Here is a 19,733-nt window from a genome sequence, read left to right as displayed (position 1 = left end):
CTTACTCAAATCCCGGTTTTCACCGGGATTTTTTTTATCTTTGTCATTAACTTAAAACCAATTCAATGGATACGTTTTTTATCATGCTTCAAGCGCACAGAGGATTTGCTTACCTTATACTTCTGTTAACTGCGCTCCTTGTCATCTCACTTTTTTTAGTGATGTTTGGATACTCGGGAACCATTTCAAAGTTTCTTAGAAAATCATCTTTGTTTACCATGATTTTCTTTCACTTGCAAGCCTTAATTGGATTGGTGATGTTGTTCTTCTTTTCGCCAGGATTTAAGCAGGCAAAAGAAGCAGGTACGCTAATGAGCGATTCTCTTTCAAGAAACACCTATGTTGAACATCCTGCGGCAATGATTATTGCAGCGGTATTATTAACCATCGCAAACAAACGAATTAAGACAAATGAAAAGCTTTCTATGGGAACGTTCATTATGGCTTTATTGGCAGTGGTATTCATGCTTTGGGCTTTCCAATGGGGACGTCTATTTGGCGCATAATTCGTATTTAAATTCATGAAAGTAGCCGTTGTTGGAGCCACCGGAATGGTGGGACAAGTCATGCTAAAAGTATTGGAGGAACGAAACTTTCCTTTAACTCAATTGATACCTGTTGCCTCAAGTAAATCGATAGGAAAGGAAATTTCTTTTCAAGGAAAATCCTATCCGATTGTTTCGATGAAAGAAGCCTTGGATCTTAAACCTGAGATTGCTCTATTTTCCGCCGGAGGGGAAACTTCCTTGGAGTGGGCGCCTCAGTTTGCAGAACGAGGAACTTTTGTCATTGACAATTCCTCCGCATGGCGAATGGACAAGGATAAAAAACTGGTTGTTCCCGAAATCAATGCCGATCAAATTACAGCAAACGACAAGATCATTGCCAATCCGAATTGTTCCACTATTCAGCTTGTAATGGTCCTTGCCCCTTTGCATAAACGCTACTCGCTAAAACGCGTGGTGGTCAGCACCTACCAATCCGTTACAGGTACAGGCAAGGCAGCTGTAGATCAATTAAATGCAGAAATTTCAGGAACCCCTTCGGAAAAAGTATATCCTTATCAAATCTTTAAAAACGCATTGCCGCATTGCGATGTCTTTACGGACAGTGGATACACGAAGGAGGAAATTAAACTCATGACGGAGCCCAAAAAAATAATGCAAGACGACTCCTTCTCTCTTACCGCTACGGCGGTTCGAGTTCCAGTTCAAGGAGGGCATTCCGAAAGTGTCAATATTGAGTTTGAAACGGAACCTTCACTAGAAGAAATTCGTCAAATCTTTTCCACGACACCGGGGGTCACATTGCAAGACGATCCAGAAAACAACCGCTACCCTATGCCTTACTACAGCGAAGGAAAGGATGAGGTGTTTGTAGGAAGAATTCGAAAAGACCCTTCTCAACCCAAAACAATCAACTTGTGGATTGTAGCGGACAACCTTCGAAAAGGTGCGGCGACCAACACAGTTCAAATTGCAGAATATTTGGTCCAACAGAAATTAGTATAAACTAGCATCCCGCCCAAAAGCGGGATGCTTTGTTAGAACCCTTTAACAATATAGTACAGACCCGTGAAACCCGTACTCACTTCAAAAAACAAAAATTTTACTTTCCAACGCACGGTTGCGATTTTAGGAATTGTTTTGTTCTTGGCAAAACTTCTAGCTTGGAGACTCACGAGTTCCGATGCGGTGTTTTCTGACGCGCTAGAAAGCATTGTCAACATAATCGCTGCCTTTATGGGTCTCTATTCGCTCTATCTTGCAGCCAAACCTGTGGATCATGACCATCCCTATGGACATGGCAAAGTCGAATTTGTCACTTCGGGGATAGAAGGTGCCCTCATTATCTTTGCAGGGATTATGATCATCATCCAGGCTGCAGACTCTGTACTTCACGGCAATACTTTGCAAAAGCTTGATGCAGGAATCTATATCATAGCAGCTACGGCTCTAGTGAATTATTTAATTGGATATTACTCTATTCAGCGAGGCAAGAAGGAAAACTCACTGGTCCTACAGAGCTCTGGGAAACATCTGCAAAGTGATACCTTTACGACCTTAGGAGTGGTCTTAAGCCTTATCCTCGTGTACTTGACAGGAATTAATTGGATTGACTCTGTTGTTGCCTTGCTGTTCGGTGCCTATATTATGTTCGTGGGCTATAAAATCATCCGTAAATCCCTTAGTGGGATTATGGACGAGGCCGATCTCAAAATGATCTCGAGCCTTGCCAACTACTTGCAGTCGGTTCGCGAAAAACAGTGGGTCGATTTGCATAACGTGCGCATCCAGCAGCATGGCAGCAAACTTCATATTGATGCGCATCTTACGCTGCCCTATTATTTATCCTTAAGGGAAGCACACACAGAAATGGAAAACGTCATTAAATCCATCGCTAAGAATACGGATCGCCAAATTGAATTCAATTTCCATATGGACGACTGCAAACCTTTCTCGTGTAAAATATGCAATTTAGACACTTGTCCTGTGCGAGAATTTGCATTTGAAAAACAAATTGTATGGACCTCAAAAACCATAACACAGCCAGACAAACATACAGTGCATAGCGAGGAGTAGTGCCTATCTACCTCGCTGATCAACTAAGAATCAAATCCGTTCAAAGACAAAGGTTTGATTTCAAATACTTATCTTTGCTAGGCATACATCAAGGATCTATTGAAAACGGCAAACGAATTTCTAAACGATTATTTAGCCAGCGAAGGAAGGCTAAACGCACTACCCCAAAGTGGTTCTGCGCGCATTAATTATTTGGCTGAGGGAGAGGGTCAGAAATACATTCTAACCCAAAATGAAAACATTTTAGAGAACGAAAGTTTTATCTATTTTTCACGCGTTTTCTCAGAACTCAAATTAAACACTCCAGAGATTTTATCTGTCTCAAAGGACAAAACAATTTATCTTCAAGAATATCTGGGTGAGCAAACCCTTTTTGAATACTTCCCAAAGGTGAGCTCCGAAGAGGAACTTCGAGCTCTTTTACAGAATGTTTTAGAGAAACTCTACGATCTCCAAATGAAAACCCAAGGGCGGATCGATTATTCTAAAACCTTTGAGTATGAAAAATACAATGAGCTCCCAATTCTGCATGATTTGAATTACTTCAAATTTTTATTAGTTGACATCCTAGAAATTCCCTATCACAAAACCCGCCTGTTGACGGAGTTTAAAAAACTTACTCATCTACTTGAGCAGCTCGGTCCTAAAGGACTCATGATTCGAGATTTTCAATCCCGAAATATAATGCTTGGGCCTAACCAAGAAATCTATTTTATTGACTACCAATCGGCCATGTATGGCCCCTTGCTCTACGATGTAGTGTCCTTCCTTTATCAGGCTAAAGCTCCCTTTTCTGCGAAATTAAGAAAGGATATGCTTACCTATTACCTGAATCTTTTTGAGGATGCAAATCAGCGCAAAGAATTAAAACAGGGAATTTTACCACTTAGGCTCATTCGTTCACTTCAAGTACTAGGAGCCTACGGGCTACGAGGCCTCGTCCAACGAAAATCCCACTTCTTAAGCAGCCTTGAAAATGGAATTAAAAATACGTCTTCCCTTTCTCGTCAATGGAAAGAAATAACTCATTTTCCAGAACTGCTAAGCGTAATTCAAGCTTTAGAAAGCCCCGAAACGAAATCGAAATTGAACATATTTCTGGGTTCCCATTCTACAAATACCTTAAAATAAAATGTCCATGAGCACTTTACATGTTGAAATTCATAGTTTTTCTTATAAAAAAGGTGGAATTCCAAAAGATTCTACTGGGAACGGTGGCGGTTACGCTTTTGATTGCCGGGGGATTCTCAACCCAGGAAGAATGGATGAGTACAAACCTATGACAGGTGCAGAAGTGCCGGTGCAAGAATTTCTGGAAACCCAAACCAAAATGCCTGAATTTCTTAAGGCTGCGCACGAAATCTTAAGTCTTACACTAGACAACTACGTGGATAGAGGCTTTGAGCATTTGCAAATTAATTTTGGGTGCACGGGAGGACAACACCGCTCCGTTTATGCAGCCATCCAAACGGCGAAATTCATTCAGGAAAAATACCCGGAGACCCGCGTGACGATTCAGCATGATGAGCAGCCTCAATTAGCCTCCTAGCCTTTTACTCTTTGTACCACGCAATTCTACTTTTATGAAAGCTCTATTGTTTGCCGCAGGAAAAGGCACTCGCTTAAAGCCGTTTACAGATTCTCATCCCAAAGCCTTAGCGAAAGTCAATGGCAAAACGCTTCTCGAGCGAAATTTGCTCTATCTACAGTCTTATGGAATAAAAGATGTCGTGATTAACCTTCATCATTTTGGAGATCAAATTCGGACCTATTTGAATGACCATAAGAACTTCGGCGCGAATATTGAATTCTCAGACGAGTCCTTAGCGCTATTAGAAACAGGAGGAGGATTGCTGTTCGCAAAAGAAATGCTTCAAAACGAAAAGGACTTTCTCATTATGAATGCTGATATTCTCACGGATTTGAATTTATCCTCTCTCATCAACCACCATAGAAATACGGAGGCTCTCGTGACCCTTGCTGTATCCAATCGAAACAGTTCCCGAAAGCTCCTCTTCAATGGTCAAATGGAACTTAAAGGTTGGCGCAACACTACCACGGGCGAAGAAAAACTGTCTGGGGAAAACACGGGCCTAACTCCCCTTGCATTTAGTGGAATTCACTGTCTTGATTCAAAATTCCTGGAGAAAATGAAAAGAACGGGGAAATTCTCAATCATGGATGAGTATTTAGACCAAATGCAGGAAGGCATTATTCAGGGCTTCGAGCACAAGGCTAAGCTTGTCGATGTCGGTCGTCCCGAATCTGTCATAGAAGCGGAAAAACACTTTGATTAAATTATGAAAAAAATAAAAAGAGATAAAGGGCTAACCAAAATGGTCGCAGGTCCAGAAAAAGAAATTGACCAACGAGTTCAGATGAGTTTCAAAGAAAAAACTTGGGATGAAACCGTCACCAAGGACAGTTGGATGGTTTTTAAAGTCATGTCCGAATTTGTTGACGGCTATGAAAAATTAGCGAAAATTGGACCCTGCGTTTCTATCTTTGGATCGGCAAGACTCAGTGAAGAAGACCCTTACTACGAAATGGCTGTGGATATTTCTCGCCGCATCACCGAAATCGGTTTTGGCATCATTACAGGAGGGGGTCCTGGTATTATGGAAGCAGGAAACAAAGGAGCGCATTTGGCGGGTGGGAAATCCATCGGACTTAACATAGAACTTCCTTTTGAGCAGCATTTTAATCCCTATATCGACAAGCACTATTCCATGGATTTCAATTATTTCTTTGTTCGCAAAGTGATGTTTATGAAATACTCTCAGGGATTTGTGGTCATGCCTGGAGGATTTGGCACCCTTGACGAACTTTCCGAGGCATTGACTTTAATTCAAACGCAAAAAGTGGCTCGCTTTCCCATTGTACTTGTAGGCTCCAAGTTTTGGAGTGGTTTACTAGACTGGTTCAAAAATACACTTTTAGAAAATGGACTTATTTCGGAGCAGGATCTATCCCTCTACCGAGTCGTAGATACGGCTGAAGAGGCGGCAGCTCATATCAAAGCTTTCTATGACAAGTACACGATTGATGTTAATTTCTAGCAATGGCATATTATTTGAGATTATATCATAAATCTTATATTTGCAATTAGATTTAAACTATAATGAATATTAAATTATACATATTTGCACTTTTGGGCTTCTTCTTAATGACAAGCTCCACAAATGCAGACTTTTACTCCTCGATGACCAAAGTAGATTATGTCGAGGGTAGTAAAACACTTAAGTTTACCACCAAATTAAACACGGAGCACATTTCAAGCGCCATTAAAATTAGGCCAGAAACAGCAGGGTTTGAAGCGGAGGTTAAGCGCTATGTCAATAAAAATGTAGATGTCCACGTCAACGGAAGTGCAAAAACACTAACCTTTACGGGCAGCCAAGTGAATGGAGAGTCCGTTTGGGTTTATTTTGAAGCGAAGGGTGTAAGTGAAATCAAACAATTAAAAATTCGAAATTCGATCTTACTTGAGACCTACCCTAAACAATTTAATGTAGTGAACGTCGCATACAAAGGGCAACAAAAAACAATGAATTTTACGAGAGGAAGAGAAACCAATCAGGTAGAATTTTAACTCTAAAATTCCAACGAACATAAAAGGCTGTACGATCTCGTTAAGCCTTTTTCTATTTTCGGAAATGAGCAAAGAAAAAATCCCTATGGAATTTAGTGCTGAATATTACATGCGCCTCGCGCTAAACGAAGCCAAGGCAGCCTTTGAAAGGGACGAGGTGCCTGTGGGCTGCATCGTAGTGGCCAAAGATAGAATCCTAGCGCGGAGTCACAACTTAACCCAAACGCTAAATGACGTAACGGCACATGCGGAAATGCAGGCGATCACAAGTGCAGCCAATTATCTTGGCGGCAAGTATCTACTCGACTGTACACTCTATGTCACTTTAGAACCTTGCGTTATGTGCGCTGGAGCCCTAAATTGGAGTCAAATTTCAAATGTGGTGATTGGAGCCCCCGATCCGGAGCGCGGCTATCAAAAGCACAACCTAAAGCTTCATCCGAAAACCAAAGTAATCACAGGAGTTCTTGAAGACGAGTGCAGATCACTTCTTTTAGAATTTTTTCAATCGAAAAGAAAATGACCTACTTGTCTTTTCCTAAATAATAAAGTCCTTTCAGAGTATGGAGACGATCACCTATGTCAATTTTTGTCGTCAGCGGTTTGTACACATGGGATACACCTCCCGTGGCAATCACCATGCAGGTATCCTTTACTTCTTCATTAATACGGTCAATAAATCCTTCCACCATCCCTAAATATCCATAGACCATTCCGCTCTGCATGCAAGAGACGGTATCCAGTCCAAGTACAGTTTTTGGCTTTACGAGTTCAATCTCCGGAAGTTGAGCCGTTTGACCCACTAACGAGTTTAATGCTGTAATAATCCCTGGGGCTATAATTACGCCCAAGGTTTCCCCATTTTCATCCACGCAACTTGCCGTAAGGGCGGTTCCAAAATCTAAGATGATTTTCTTTCGCCCAGGATATAGGTTGTGCGCTGCCACAAGGTTGGCATAGATATCCGTACCCATTTGCTTACTCTTCGCACGCACGCCCGAGGGTGTATTTCGATCGACCAAAACAGCCTTTAAATTCTTGATGTAATGAATTTTTTCTAAAGCCCGAACAATATCATGGGTCTGTTGAGGGACCACAGACCCGATGACCAGAAGATCGATGTCTTCTATCTTCACGGAATAACTCTGATACAGCATAAGAAACTGTACATAAAGCTCATCCCGAGTCCGATAAGGTTTCGTGTTAATAATCCATGAACTTTGACACTCATCGTCCCTAAAGAGACCAAAGCGAATATTGGTATTCCCGATATTGACTACAATCGCATTCATCTTTAATTTCTAGTCTAGTGTCCAAATTGAAATTACTGCACTTCTCTATAGTTATCTTCTAAATCAACGTCTGCCAATCGGCCAGAAAAATCAATTCCAAGTGCTTTAATTTGCTCTTTCCCGTAAGGAATTACGAAGGTATACTCTTTTTGAGTCCAAGGCCAATAATGCAGAGTTGTGAAGGATCCGTACAAATCCGCTTTCTTCCATTCTCTTGTCATGTTCAGAGGTATTTGGTAATTCACAATCTTTTGATCTGCTGTAAGAACACTAAAATCAATCGGCATGGGAACCCCTCCTTCATTCGCTAAAGTGATTTTCGTAGCTCCCTCAGAAAACTCCACATTTTTAATCGCATAGTCAATTGTTTTTACCGTATTAATCCAATAGTGGTAAAACCATTTTAGATCCATGCCTGATATTTTCTGAGCGATATGCATGAAATCCCGATCGGAAGGATGCTTTAAACTCCATTGAGTGAAATATTCTTTCATGATGAGAGAAAGATTTTTCTCCCCTACGATATAGCCCAGTTGAACAAGGAAGGTTTCTCCTTTCGTATAACTTGCCACACTATAAGCTCTTCCATCATCGTGATGATCCCCTAACCAAGAAGCAGGCTCTTCTTTTCCTGTCTTCGTGAAATTCGCATAGCTTCTCAAGGTTCCTACAAAAGGATTGCTTTCAGGCGTCGCAGGAGGAAAAAGTTGGCTCATTACTTTGGTGGAAGCATAGCTTGTAAACCCTTCGTCCATCCAAGGTTTTGTGCTTTCATTGCTTGCAAGCATTTGTTGAAACCACATATGTGAACCTTCGTGAACCATCAGTCCCACTAATCGTTCAAGGGTTCTATGTTCTCCTAAGACCATCGTGGCCATTCCGTACTCCATACCTCCGTCACCTCCTTGGATAAACGAATAGGTTGGATAGGCATAACGACCGTAATCGGCATTCATGATTTGAAAATACTTGGTAATAAGGGGCTTACTTTGTTCCCAAAAGGCTGTTTTTTCGTTTTTCTGATAAACGTAATAAACTTTAGGTCCATCTAAAACTGTAAAACTCTCCACGGTGTAGTCCCGGTCTGCAGCCCAAGCAAAATCAAGAATATTGTTTGCTTTCCAGCGCCAAGTTGCCTTGCCTCCTTTATCTGTTTTTATCTCTGCATTGTCTTGGTATCCTTTCACTTCTCCAGGGTTTTGAAGTACCCCGCCTGCACCAAGTACATAGTCTTTGTCAATTTTAATCGTCACATCGTAATCACTGAAGGGAGCATGAAATTCACGTCCGATATAATCAAACGTCGCCCAGCCATCGTAATCGTACTCTGCAATCTTCGGATACCATTGGGTCATGGTCATGTCAATGCCTTCTCTATTGTTTCTACCGGCACGACGGATTTGGTAGGGAACCACCGCATCCCAATCTAGGGTGAATACTGTAGAAGAATTCGGTTTTATCGGTTCGTTTAAAACTACTTTCATGATCGTTTCTTGGATCTCAAAACGTAAGTCGGCACCGTTCTGTTGAATAGAGCGAATGTTTTGAACACCTTCCTCTTCTGTAGGAATACTAGCGAGGCGAGAAACGCCGCCTACTTGCAAACGGCTGTCGCCATTCACACCTTGATTCGAAACGTTTTGATCCATCATGGAACCCGGTTTAAAGGCGTTCCAATACAGATGAAAATAGACTACTTTTAATTCGTCTGGAGAATTGTTTGTATAGGTAAGAGTTTGCTTCCCTTTGTACGTAAAATGAGCCGCATCCACATCAATTTCCATTTTGTACTTCGCGTGCTGCTGATAGTACTGCTCTTTTTGACCAAATAAAAAAGCGCTTAAAAGACCTAGCGCTAGAAACATCGTTTTTTCCATGAAACACTTAAATTTGAGGGAAAGTTACGGAAATTTAGCAAATTTCAAAATCTAGGTAGGCTAAAGTCAGGGATTGGATGCATACTTTTTACGATTTTGCATAATTTCAATCTGAAACTTTACTAGTTTTGCATGCAGAATCAAAATCCATGGTCACAGTAGAGAAAATTGGAGGCACCTCCATGAGTCAATTTGAAGACGTCCTAAAAAACATTATCCTTCGAACCAGTGCAAGCAGAAAAGCCCCTTACGAAAGAGTGTTTGTGGTTTCCGCGTATAGCCATGTGACAAACTGGCTCTTGGAGCACAAAAAAACAGGAGAAAAGGGAGTTTACAGCCGTTTCGTTGAGAACAAAAATTACAGCGAGGCTTTAGACGAACTGCTAGGGAGACTTTTAGAAATCAATGAAAAATACGTTCCCTTAGGCCTGGACTCCGTAAAGGCAGCGCAGTTTATTACGCTCCGGATCGAGCAGGCCAAAACCATGCTTTTGAGTTTGAGTCAAGTAATGGCCTCAGGGTATGTAAACCCAACCGACATTCGACTTGCAGCCAGAGAAATTCTCGCCTCCATTGGAGAAGCTCATTCTGCATGGAATTCAGTCAATATCGTGCAAAGCAAAGGTTTTAATGCAAAATACATCGATTTATGTGGTTTCAATGACAATGAATCGCTCACCATTGACCAAAGAATTAAGCGTGAATTTGAAGACCTTGATCTCGCGAAGACAGTCTGTATTTGTACAGGTTATACCAAAGGTACCGAAGGTATTATGAGAGCTTTTGACCGTGGATATTCAGAGGTTACCTTTAGCAAAATTGCCGTGGAATTAAAGGCGCACGAAGCCATAATTTACAAAGAATACCATCTGTCTAGCGCAGACCCGGCCATTGTTGGGGTGGAGAATTGTGCTCCTGTGGGGCAAACCAATTACATCGTGGCGGACCAATTGGCAGACATAGGGATGGAGGCAATCCACCCAAAAGCAGCAAAACCCCTTGAACTTGCAGGAATTAACATCCGAATTAAAAACACGTTTGAGCCGCTTCACGAGGGAACTCTGATCTCAAAAGATTACATCTCGAAGGAGGCTCGCGTAGAAATAGTCTCGGGATCCACCCAGATGATTGCCGTTGAAATCCACGATCCACTTATGGTGAACGAAGTCGGTTTCGATGCCCGTATTATGAGTTATTTCCAAAAACACGGAGTAAGTTACGTATTCAAATCCACCAATGCGAACTCAATTACAATGGTGGTATGGGATCAAGCCGAGGCCCATAAACTCATTGAAGAGCTCACAAAAACATTCTATCGCGTCTCGACCATTGACGCGGCCATTGTGTGTGCTATGGGCACGAACATTAAAGGACCTGGATTTTTATATCGAGCTGCGAAAGCTTTTTATGAAAACCAGATTAACATTGAATGTTACGGACAATCGCTTATGCAAGTAAACTTGCAATTCATTATTAAACGTGAGCATTACAACAAAGCCATTCAGGCACTAAACCAGGCTCTTTGCGGCCCACAGTCGTAAAACGACTAAAGGTCGCCTACTGGGCGACCTTTAGTACGAATACACAGTTTATCTTACGATCGGGAAGACAAAAGAATTTTTTCAATTATTCGTCTTGTAATCATATAGGTGGGTTTCACCCCGGTGAGCCCTAGTCCTCCGGAGGATAGAGTACTTCCCGTTTCAAGGGGGTTGTCTGAGGCGTAATAGCCGTAACAAACAAACAAATCGGGTGAAATATGGTGTCTAATCTTTGAGGCAACCTGGATCGCTTTGTGGTAGTGCGCTCCTTCCATTTCTAATCCTACAGTGTTCCATGTAGAATTCATAAAGTAAGAAAGGATATCTTTGTTCTGAAGAGAAGTTCCTAGTACGGTAAGCATTGAGCCTTCGTAAGCCTTAATTTCATCGTCTTTAAAATCATCTAATTTCAGTGCATTCTCAAACACATAATTGTCGGCAGTTCCTTCAAAAATATGCGAGTTCGGGATCATGATATCTCCTTTTTTTCCGGTTAAAATCCCCGCTTTCCCCATAATGGAAATGGACTTCACTTTCATTGTATAGACCTCTTCATTCGACTGATATGGTCTTAACAACTCATCCATCACTTCAAAGGCCTGTTCCCCAAATGCATAGTCAAACACGAGTACCACATCGTCTCCCTTAAATCCTAAGGAACCAAAAGGTGAATTCTTAAGGTTCACTTTCGAGAGGTCAATTATTTGAACATCAATATTACTTCCGCTGTGATCTTTCACGTAGGTTAGGCCGTGCTTCTCAGAATAAGTTAAAATCTTTTCTTGTAAAGGCTTCTTGTTGCTAATTTCCTCGTAAAGAGTATAATCTACCTCATTCGACGAGGGTTTTAACCCTAAAGCATTCTCGGCAAACAGCATATTTTTAACGGAGTGCATATTCGCTGAGATGATGTGGAGTGGTTTCATTTGAAGTCCTCTGCTCACGAGTTCTTCTTTTAATTGATTGGCCCAACGTTCTCCGAAAAGGTGGTGACCCACCCGTTCTCTTAGAATAGCACTAAAGAATATTTCACGATCTCTAATCCCTTTCAAATCATTTAAGGAATTGTTTCCTAAATGGTAAATGATTTTGAAAAGGCGATCGGGATTCTGGTCGTCTCCAAAATTATGGTAGGCCTGAAGGACCTCTTCAAAGGTTCTTCCTAAAAGTGAAGACAAGTGAATTAATGCCACTTCCTTTTCTTTTCGACTTAATTTCTTTTCCCCCATTGCCACCTGTTCAATAATTCGCCAGGTTCTTGTAGGAGCATAGTTCTCTCCTTGATGATAAGCTATTTCTCGAATTTTATCCGCCTCTATATATAAGAAGGTTAAGTGAGTTAAGATGTCGTAAATCTCAGAGCGTCCTAAAAGGACTTCAATATTCATTTGATGAGAATCAATACGGTAGCAATTCCGTCTCCTTTTCTTAGGAACGATCAGCTCGAAGCTTCCCTTCTCAAATCCTTCGTCTGAAGTCAAATGAACAAATGCCGTTTCTTCAATTCCTGCTGGCAATCGATCAAGAACATAAAGCAAACCGTCTAGTTCTACTTTGTTTTTGATGCCCATCGATCCATAGATCTCAGGTGAAATAGTCATTAAAAGGTTTCGAATTGTTTCTCCCGAAATGCCGCCCGGCTTGAAGAAACCTCTATAGAATAAGTGACGCATCGTGACATACAGCCTTTCAATTGCTTCTGTCGTTTCGCGTGCTTTTAAATTGGTCGCCATAAATTATATTTAGATTGTTAAATTTACAATTAATGACGCACAAAGTTAATGAAAATTAAATTAATCTTTTGTGAATTTATGAGTTCATCCTATGAAATGAGTTCCGTTCGCCAATAATCACGTCTAAGTAGACAGGTGATCCACTTGGATTCGGGTCATAAAAAGACATGCTGGGAAAAATAGACCTCTCACGAAAATTCAGAATTAAACACACTAACCCCTAAATACAGCAGGTGCAAATGCACAAATACTATTATTTTCAAATCAGACCCCCTGTTTTTTTCCATTTTTTTATTTTGAATTGATTTTTTATTTAAATTTGCAGTCTAAACAGATCACTATGCCAACACTAAGATTCAACGCCCTGTCGCAACTTCCCTTTCGCGATTACAGAAAAAACAACGCGATCGAAGTTCCTAAAAAATTATCAGAACTCTTTTGTGAAAACGTATTCTCGGAAGAGACCATGCGTAGTTATTTAACAAAAGAAGCTTTCACCTTTATCCAAGACGCCATTAAAAAAGGAACGAAAACCCCTCGATTAATTGCGGATCAAATTGCGGTTGCCATGAAAGATTGGGCTCTTTCGAAAGGAGCAACCCATTACACACACTGGTTTCAACCTCTAACGGGAACCACTGCGGAAAAACATGACAGCTTCTTCACCCCTTTCGAAAGCGACCGAGCCATTGAACGCTTTAGCGGAGCCATGCTTATCCAACAGGAACCTGACGCCTCCTCGTTTCCTAATGGAGGAATTCGAAATACGTTTGAAGCCCGTGGATACACTGCGTGGGACCCGACGTCTCCTGCCTTCATCATGGGTACAACCCTTTGCATCCCTTCCATTTTCATTTCGTATACGGGAGAAACATTAGATTATAAAACGCCACTTTTAAGAGCGTTATCCGCCGTAGACGATGCTGCGACCGAAGTTTGCAAAGCTTATTTTGACAAAAACATCACCAAAGTAACCCCTACCTTAGGTTGGGAACAAGAATATTTTCTAATTGACAGCGCTCTTTACCAATCAAGACCCGATCTAATCTTTACAGGTCGTACGCTGCTAGGACATTCCCCGGCCAAAGGCCAACAATTAGACGACCATTATTTCGGATCGATTCCAACGCGAGTCATGAACTTCATGAAAGAATTGGAAATCGAATGCATGAAACTTGGAATCCCGGTCACGACTCGTCATAACGAAGTTGCTCCCAACCAGTTTGAGCTTGCGCCCATGTTTGAAGAAACGAATGTAGCGGTCGATCACAACTCCTTACTAATGGACATCATGGCCAGAGTGGCACACAAACACCACTTTCATATTTTATTTCATGAGAAACCTTTTCAAGGAGTAAACGGAAGCGGAAAGCATAACAACTGGTCACTGGCAACGGATACAGGAGAGAATTTATTAAGTCCAGGTAAAAACCCCAAGAAAAACCTTCAGTTCCTTACCTTCTTTGTCAATACCCTTAAAGCGGTACACGAATATGCAGATTTACTTCGCGCCTCAATTGCCACCGCAAGCAACGATCACCGCCTCGGGGCAAACGAAGCTCCACCTGCAATTATATCGGCCTTTATAGGCACCCAGCTATTTGGTGTCCTTGAAGAGCTTGAGAAGGTAACCGACGGAAAACTTTCCCCTGAAGAAAAAACGGAACTTAAATTAAACGTGGTAGGTAAGATTCCAGAAATCCTTTTGGACAATACGGATCGTAACCGAACATCTCCCTTTGCATTCACAGGAAATAAATTCGAATTCCGAGCCGTAGGTTCCTCAGCCAACTGCGCAGAACCGATGACCGTACTTAACGCAATTGTAGCTCAACAATTGAAAGAGTTTAAGGTGCAAGTAGATGGATTAATTGCAGACAAAAAACTAAAGAAAGACGAAGCATTGTTTAACGTCTTAAGAGAATACATAAAGGACTGCAAACAAATTATGTTTGAAGGGGATGGATATTCTGATGACTGGCCCAAAGAAGCTAAAAAAAGAGGCCTCAACAACCTTAGAACCACTCCCGAAGCCTTAAAAAGTGAACTTGACGAGAAATTCATTCAACTCTATGAAGGACTCGGAATCTATAATCATAGAGAATTTGAAGCTCGTAACGAAATCAAATTAGAGAAATACGCAACTGAGATTGACATTGAAGCCAAAGTACTTTCAGACATTGCAAGAAATCACATTGTGCCTGCCGCTCTTTCTTATCAAAACCGATTGATAGACAATGTAAAAGGCCTAAAAGAAATTTTCACAGATAAAGAATTTCAAACGCTTGCTAAAGAGCAAATGGATTTAATTCGCAGCATTTCCCATAATGTATCTCAAATCAAAGTGGGGGTAGATGAACTCTTGAAAGCAAAAGACAAAGCCGAAAAGGAGCACGGACAGAAGCAAGCCGAAACATACTGCGACGATGTAAGACCCCGATTTGATAAAATTCGAGAGGCATGCGATACGCTGGAAATGCTTGTAGACGATGAACTTTGGCCAATGACAAAGTACCGCGAACTTCTATTTACAAGATAGAAAAAAGCGGCTACGAAAGCTTAATTCAAAGAAGAGCGCAAACCCAGGGAATCCCCTTGGATTTGCGCTCTTCTTGTTTTCTTCTTGTCCCCTCGTTATCTTGTTCTATTAAGGTTGTATTATTTTCTACAAAGGAAATAAATTAAGAGAGCAAAGCAATTCATAAAATCATTGACCCTCAACACTTTTCTTTGCCAACTTACACTTAAGGTTAGGTTTCAAAAAGTACAAATTATAAGATTCAAAGTGAGTTACAAGACAGACCTTACAACATGACAAATATAGAGCACTTCGACCTCTCCACTTTTACGGAATTATAGTATAGATTTATATAATAAATAGACCAAAACAATAAATGTTAATAAACCTTAACAAAACAAAAAGCCGCAACCCCTAAATAAAGGGATTGCGGACCGTCTTCCTTTAACATATCGGATGATAATGTTAAAATGTGTTAAAAAAGAGTGTTTTTAATTTTGAAAAACAGCATCTTTTGGCTCTATTATCTACATTTGTCTAGTCAAAATCAAAGTAAATAATATCTATAACACAGATAATCAAATATATATGAAGAAAAGAGTTCTATTTTATGTGACTGTAATTACTTCTGTATTCACATTACAATCTTGCGTTTCGAACTACGTTGTTACTCAACCCATATTATACAAAACAGATGCCAAACTGGCAGCTGTAAGTCCTAAGACTCTCAACTTTTTAAAGAAAGATTTAACCCCTTCTCAACAAATCGACATGGCACTTGCCTCTGTCGAAACTGCCAATAAAGCGGCGGAAATTGAGAAGACCATTCAGTTTGAGAAAAAAATGGACGGACTCTTAGCCGAAGCAGAATCGTATCTTGGAGTCCCTTACCGTTATGGTGGCAACACAAGAAACGGAATTGACTGCAGCGCTTTCGTCCTTTCTGTGTTTGGAGCCACTATGGGACTTAACTTACCAAGAGTAGCCGCTTCCCAAGCAAAAGAAGGAGAACAAATCGCAAAAGAAGACATCCGCAAAGGAGATTTAGTATTCTTCTCACGAGGAGGCAGAATTTCTCATGTAGGAATTGTTCACGATGTGGATAGCAACGGAGAGATTCACTTCATTCATGCGGCAACCTCTAGAGGCGTAATGATTTCCCCGCTTAGCGATCGTTATTGGGGTCCAAAATTCAGATTCGCCAAACGCGTTATAAACGACGGCTTTATGGATGCGCAAAACTTAGCACAGAATAATAGTAAGATTAATTAATTGAAAAATATCAACCGCTAGAAAATTTCTAGCGGTTTATTTTTTTGCCCTAAGAAGTATTTCATAATTTTGCATTTGCAATGAAACGCAAACTCAAGCTTTTTTTAATCCTTTTATCCTTGGGAGTTCTTTTACTTCCACAGCAAAATTTTTCCGCTCAAATCATGGCGCTCAATTGCTGCGAGACCCAAAGCACAGATCCATGCCATAATCCCATGCAACAAACGGATTCGGGCTCAGACCGTTCAAATCCATCTTCTGATCAGAATTGCGACTCGCACTGTGCGCAGCACTGCGGTTTGTGTCTGCATGTCGGGACACCCCTACTCAACTCGAGCTTCTCAGACACGAGTCTTTGTTCGGCTCGAAAATTCAGAACAAGTACTTTTAGTTACATATCTTCTTTCGTGCTAGATAGCAGCAAGGACATATGGCAACCTCCTAAAATAGGCTAAACCCTTTATTGGACGTAGGACGCACGCTCCTTTCCACTTTCTCCCCCTTTATTGCACCCCAAATTTATCCTATCCCAGGTAAGGAGTCTACTGCATTCCAGCTGCAAGACTTTCTTAAGTCCTGAAAGTTCCATTTTTGATGAACTTTTTAAGACCTCCGGAAGGATGAACTTTAAATTATACAACGAACTATTCTAATGAAATTTACTATAAAATACTTCCTATTTTTAAGCATACTACTTATCAGCAGTAGTTTTCAGGCGCAAACAACTCATGAACATAGCGCCTTAGTCAAAGGAAATTGTGAGCTCTGCAAAGAGCGAATTGAATCAAGCGCGAAAGAGGCAGGTGCGACGGTTGCGGCATGGGACCTTAGCACTCAGACTCTTTCCGTGCAGTACGATTCACAAAAGACCTCCATACCCGCTATTTTCACGAAGATTGCAGAGGCAGGACATGACAATCAATATATGCAAGCATCGGAAGCGGCCTATCAAAATCTTCCCGCCTGCTGTCTGTATGCACGTGAGCCTTCTTTCTTAGATGCAGATTCTACTAACCACAAGCATTCAAACGAATATTTTGTAAGGGGAAACTGTGAATCCTGTCAATTGCGTATCGAATCGACCGCGAAAAAAGCGGGAGCCACGGAGGCAAAATGGACACCCTTAACGCAGAAACTAACGCTTGAATTTGACGAGTCGAGAACCTCGGCCGAAACCATTCTCAAAGAAATCGCAATGGTTGGGCATGACAATGAACTTTTTACAGCAGAGGATAAGGCGTATAAAAATTTACCGGATTGCTGTTTGTATGACCGTGATCTTCCATTAGGGCAAATTAGCGAGCTTGTTCATTTTGACAAGGACGAGTCTGATACCACTACTCCAGAAGGTCGAGAAACAAACTTAGAAACGGTTTCTCTTTTAAAGACCAAAGCGGCGACCGCACTAGACAAAAAGAGCGCAGGCCTTGTTTTCAACATTGGAGAGAAAGAACTTCTAAAAGCAGCCTGCTGCAATCTGGCAGAAAGCTTTGAAACGAATGCAACAGTCGATGTGTCCTATAGCAATGCAGTGACCGGAACCAAGCAGCTTAAAATGCTAGGACTTGACCAAAAATACACCGCCCTTACAAAGGAACTCTTGCCGGAGATCCGCGGTCTAGCCACTGCATACGGCCTTAATTTCATCCCTGGAAGGTGGATAGGAGGAATTCAACTCACCAAAGGGGGAAGTACCGTGACGAGTGGCTATGAAAGTATTACAGGCCAAATTAACACGGAGCTGCGTAAATATTCAGGGGAAAATGAGACCCAGCTCAATTTGTTTGTCGATCAAAATGCAAGAACCGAGATGAACCTTACGCATACCTCAAGTTTGAATGAGCATTGGAACCAAAGCATCCTTCTTCATGGAAATGCAACCCTTGGGCAAGAAGACCACAACCAAGATGGGTTTTTGGACCAACCGACAGGAGAACAAATGAACTTAGCGTATCTCCTAAATTACAATGATCTGGACCACTCTGGATGGGGAAGCCACTTTGGAATTAACTTGGTTCGTGACTCCCGTTACGGTGGACAGACCCTCTTTGATAAACACAAGGCCGCCTCAGAGCAAAGTGCTTACGGTGTAGGCATTGATATCTCAAGATTTCAAGTATGGAATAAAACAGGATACATCTTCAAAGGAAAACCCTATCAAAGCCTTGGCTTGATGAACCAATACACCTACCATCAGCAGGATAGTTTCTTTGGGCTTCGAAATTACTTAGGAGAGCAACAAACCTTCTACTCTAACTTGGTCTTTGAAAGCATTATTGGAAACACAAACCATAAGTACAAAACGGGGGTAAGCTTCCTTTACGACCGATTTGATGAAATATATCGAGAGGACCCAATCGAAAGGACAGAAACGGTCCCAGGTGTGTTTTTTGAATACACTCTAACTGGACTTAACTATGCTTTAGTGGCAGGGGCAAGAGCGGATTTCCATAATCTAGCCGGAACACAATTCACCCCGCGTCTAAATTTCCGTTACGATCTTTCGCCTTCTACTACCCTTCGGCTTTCCGCAGGAAGAGGCTTTAGAACTGCCAATATTTTTGCAGAAAGTCAAGCTTACCTTGCTTCGAACCGTCAAATTGAAGTGGAAAAAACAAGAGACGATCTGTATGGCTTAGATCCCGAAATCGCCTGGAATTATGGTGTTAGCTTTAACCAACAGCTAAAACTATTTGGTCGCAGTGCCGCAGTACTTGTCGATTTTTTCCGTACCGATTTCCAAAACCAGGTCATTTTAGATTTGGACGAATCCACACATAAAATTCTTTTCTACAATCTTAAGAATAAATCGTACGCGAACAGTTTTCAAACTCAATTTGACCTAAGTCCAGTAAGAAACTTAGACGTTCGCCTAGCCTACAAATTTTACGATGTAAAGGCAGAGTACCACAGTGGCGAAAAGCAAGCTCCATTTATGGCGAAGCACCGAGGTTTCCTCAATATTGCCTATGCTACAACAAAAAATGACAAGGGTGCCTTTTGGAGTTTTGACACAACCCTTAATTATGTTGGAAAACAAAGACTACCTCTTACGGAGCAAAACCCAGCGGAATTTAGGCTTGCCTCTTACTCCCCGTCATACGGTACACTAAACGCACAGATCGCTCGAGATTTCTCCTCAAAATTCCGAGTTTATCTTGGGGGTGAAAACTTGACGTCGTATACGCAAGACCTTGCCATTATAGATGCACAGAATCCTTTTGGAAACTATTTCGATGGCGGCATGATCTACGCGCCAATCATGCCTGCTAATTTTTACATTGGAATTGATGTGAAATTCTAATTTAAATACTGGAATAGACTGC

Annotated in this window: 16 protein-coding genes; 13 read left to right on the top strand and 3 right to left on the bottom strand. The window is 41.4% G+C overall.

All coding sequences use genetic code 11. The features are described 5' to 3' along the window. Positions 1-65 precede the first annotated feature (65 nt). From ACX3PZ_RS03590 to ACX3PZ_RS03550, 9 genes are all read left to right on the top strand, one after another. Positions 66-506 (top strand): hypothetical protein, encoded by a 441-nt coding sequence (locus ACX3PZ_RS03590; RefSeq protein WP_459083186.1) that lies wholly within the window; start codon positions 66-68, stop codon positions 504-506. Positions 507-521: 15 nt separating this feature from the next. Further along, on the top strand, positions 522-1,511 hold the full coding sequence (locus tag ACX3PZ_RS03585; protein ID WP_459083185.1) for an aspartate-semialdehyde dehydrogenase: 990 nt from the start codon (positions 522-524) through the stop codon (positions 1,509-1,511). 63 nt (positions 1,512-1,574) lie between these two features. Next, positions 1,575-2,582: a cation diffusion facilitator family transporter gene (locus ACX3PZ_RS03580; protein WP_459083184.1), complete on the top strand. Its 1,008-nt coding sequence runs from the start codon at positions 1,575-1,577 to the stop codon at positions 2,580-2,582. 99 nt (positions 2,583-2,681) lie between these two features. Further along, a complete protein-coding gene (locus tag ACX3PZ_RS03575; RefSeq protein ID WP_459083183.1) occupies positions 2,682-3,713 on the top strand; it encodes an aminoglycoside phosphotransferase family protein in 1,032 nt (343 codons plus the stop codon). A gap of 1 nt (position 3,714) precedes the next feature. Then, on the top strand, positions 3,715-4,131 hold the full coding sequence (locus tag ACX3PZ_RS03570) for a RapZ C-terminal domain-containing protein (protein ID WP_459083182.1): 417 nt from the start codon (positions 3,715-3,717) through the stop codon (positions 4,129-4,131). A 34-nt stretch (positions 4,132-4,165) separates the two neighbouring features. Next, entirely contained in the window at positions 4,166-4,879 is a 714-nt protein-coding gene (locus ACX3PZ_RS03565) for a nucleotidyltransferase family protein (protein ID WP_459111969.1), read from the top strand. A gap of 39 nt (positions 4,880-4,918) precedes the next feature. Next, on the top strand, positions 4,919-5,641 hold the full coding sequence (locus ACX3PZ_RS03560; protein WP_459112744.1) for an LOG family protein: 723 nt from the start codon (positions 4,919-4,921) through the stop codon (positions 5,639-5,641). A gap of 62 nt (positions 5,642-5,703) precedes the next feature. Further along, positions 5,704-6,174: a DUF6702 family protein gene (locus tag ACX3PZ_RS03555; protein ID WP_459083180.1), complete on the top strand. Its 471-nt coding sequence runs from the start codon at positions 5,704-5,706 to the stop codon at positions 6,172-6,174. A 64-nt stretch (positions 6,175-6,238) separates the two neighbouring features. After that, entirely contained in the window at positions 6,239-6,697 is a 459-nt protein-coding gene (locus tag ACX3PZ_RS03550) for a nucleoside deaminase (protein WP_459083179.1), read from the top strand. Between the two features lies 1 nt (position 6,698). Here ACX3PZ_RS03550 and ACX3PZ_RS03545 read toward each other — a convergent pair whose 3' ends face one another. Continuing rightward, the gene (locus tag ACX3PZ_RS03545; RefSeq protein ID WP_459083178.1) at positions 6,699-7,466 is read right to left on the bottom strand and encodes a type III pantothenate kinase; all 768 of its coding nucleotides are present in this window, start codon (positions 7,464-7,466) and stop codon (positions 6,699-6,701) included. 32 nt (positions 7,467-7,498) lie between these two features. Continuing rightward, the gene (locus tag ACX3PZ_RS03540) at positions 7,499-9,343 is read right to left on the bottom strand and encodes a M1 family metallopeptidase (RefSeq protein WP_459083177.1); all 1,845 of its coding nucleotides are present in this window, start codon (positions 9,341-9,343) and stop codon (positions 7,499-7,501) included. A 149-nt stretch (positions 9,344-9,492) separates the two neighbouring features. On the opposite strand from ACX3PZ_RS03540, the gene ACX3PZ_RS03535 reads away from it, so the two are divergent. Beyond that, the gene (locus ACX3PZ_RS03535) at positions 9,493-10,884 is read left to right on the top strand and encodes an aspartate kinase (RefSeq protein ID WP_459111968.1); all 1,392 of its coding nucleotides are present in this window, start codon (positions 9,493-9,495) and stop codon (positions 10,882-10,884) included. A gap of 53 nt (positions 10,885-10,937) precedes the next feature. Here the strand turns inward: ACX3PZ_RS03535 and ACX3PZ_RS03530 are convergent, their stop codons facing one another. Further along, a complete protein-coding gene (locus ACX3PZ_RS03530) occupies positions 10,938-12,617 on the bottom strand; it encodes a DUF6909 family protein (protein WP_459083175.1) in 1,680 nt (559 codons plus the stop codon). Between the two features lie 340 nt (positions 12,618-12,957). Here ACX3PZ_RS03530 and ACX3PZ_RS03525 point away from each other — a divergent pair, with 340 nt between their 5' ends. The 3 genes from ACX3PZ_RS03525 to ACX3PZ_RS03515 all read left to right on the top strand — a co-directional run bounded on the left by ACX3PZ_RS03525 (position 12,958) and on the right by ACX3PZ_RS03515 (position 19,711). Then, positions 12,958-15,156, top strand: coding sequence for a glutamine synthetase III family protein (locus ACX3PZ_RS03525; protein WP_459083174.1), 2,199 nt, complete (start codon positions 12,958-12,960; stop codon positions 15,154-15,156). Between the two features lie 567 nt (positions 15,157-15,723). Next, positions 15,724-16,407, top strand: a complete 684-nt coding sequence (locus ACX3PZ_RS03520) for a C40 family peptidase (RefSeq protein ID WP_459083172.1) — start codon at positions 15,724-15,726, stop codon at positions 16,405-16,407. Positions 16,408-17,059: 652 nt separating this feature from the next. Further along, positions 17,060-19,711 (top strand): TonB-dependent receptor domain-containing protein, encoded by a 2,652-nt coding sequence (locus ACX3PZ_RS03515; RefSeq protein ID WP_459111967.1) that lies wholly within the window; start codon positions 17,060-17,062, stop codon positions 19,709-19,711. Positions 19,712-19,733: the final 22 nt, after the last annotated feature.

Source organism: Chryseobacterium sp. A321, assembly GCF_054489265.1.
The sequence above is the reverse complement of the archived record's forward strand: the minus strand, read 5'-3'. Positions and strand labels throughout refer to the sequence as shown.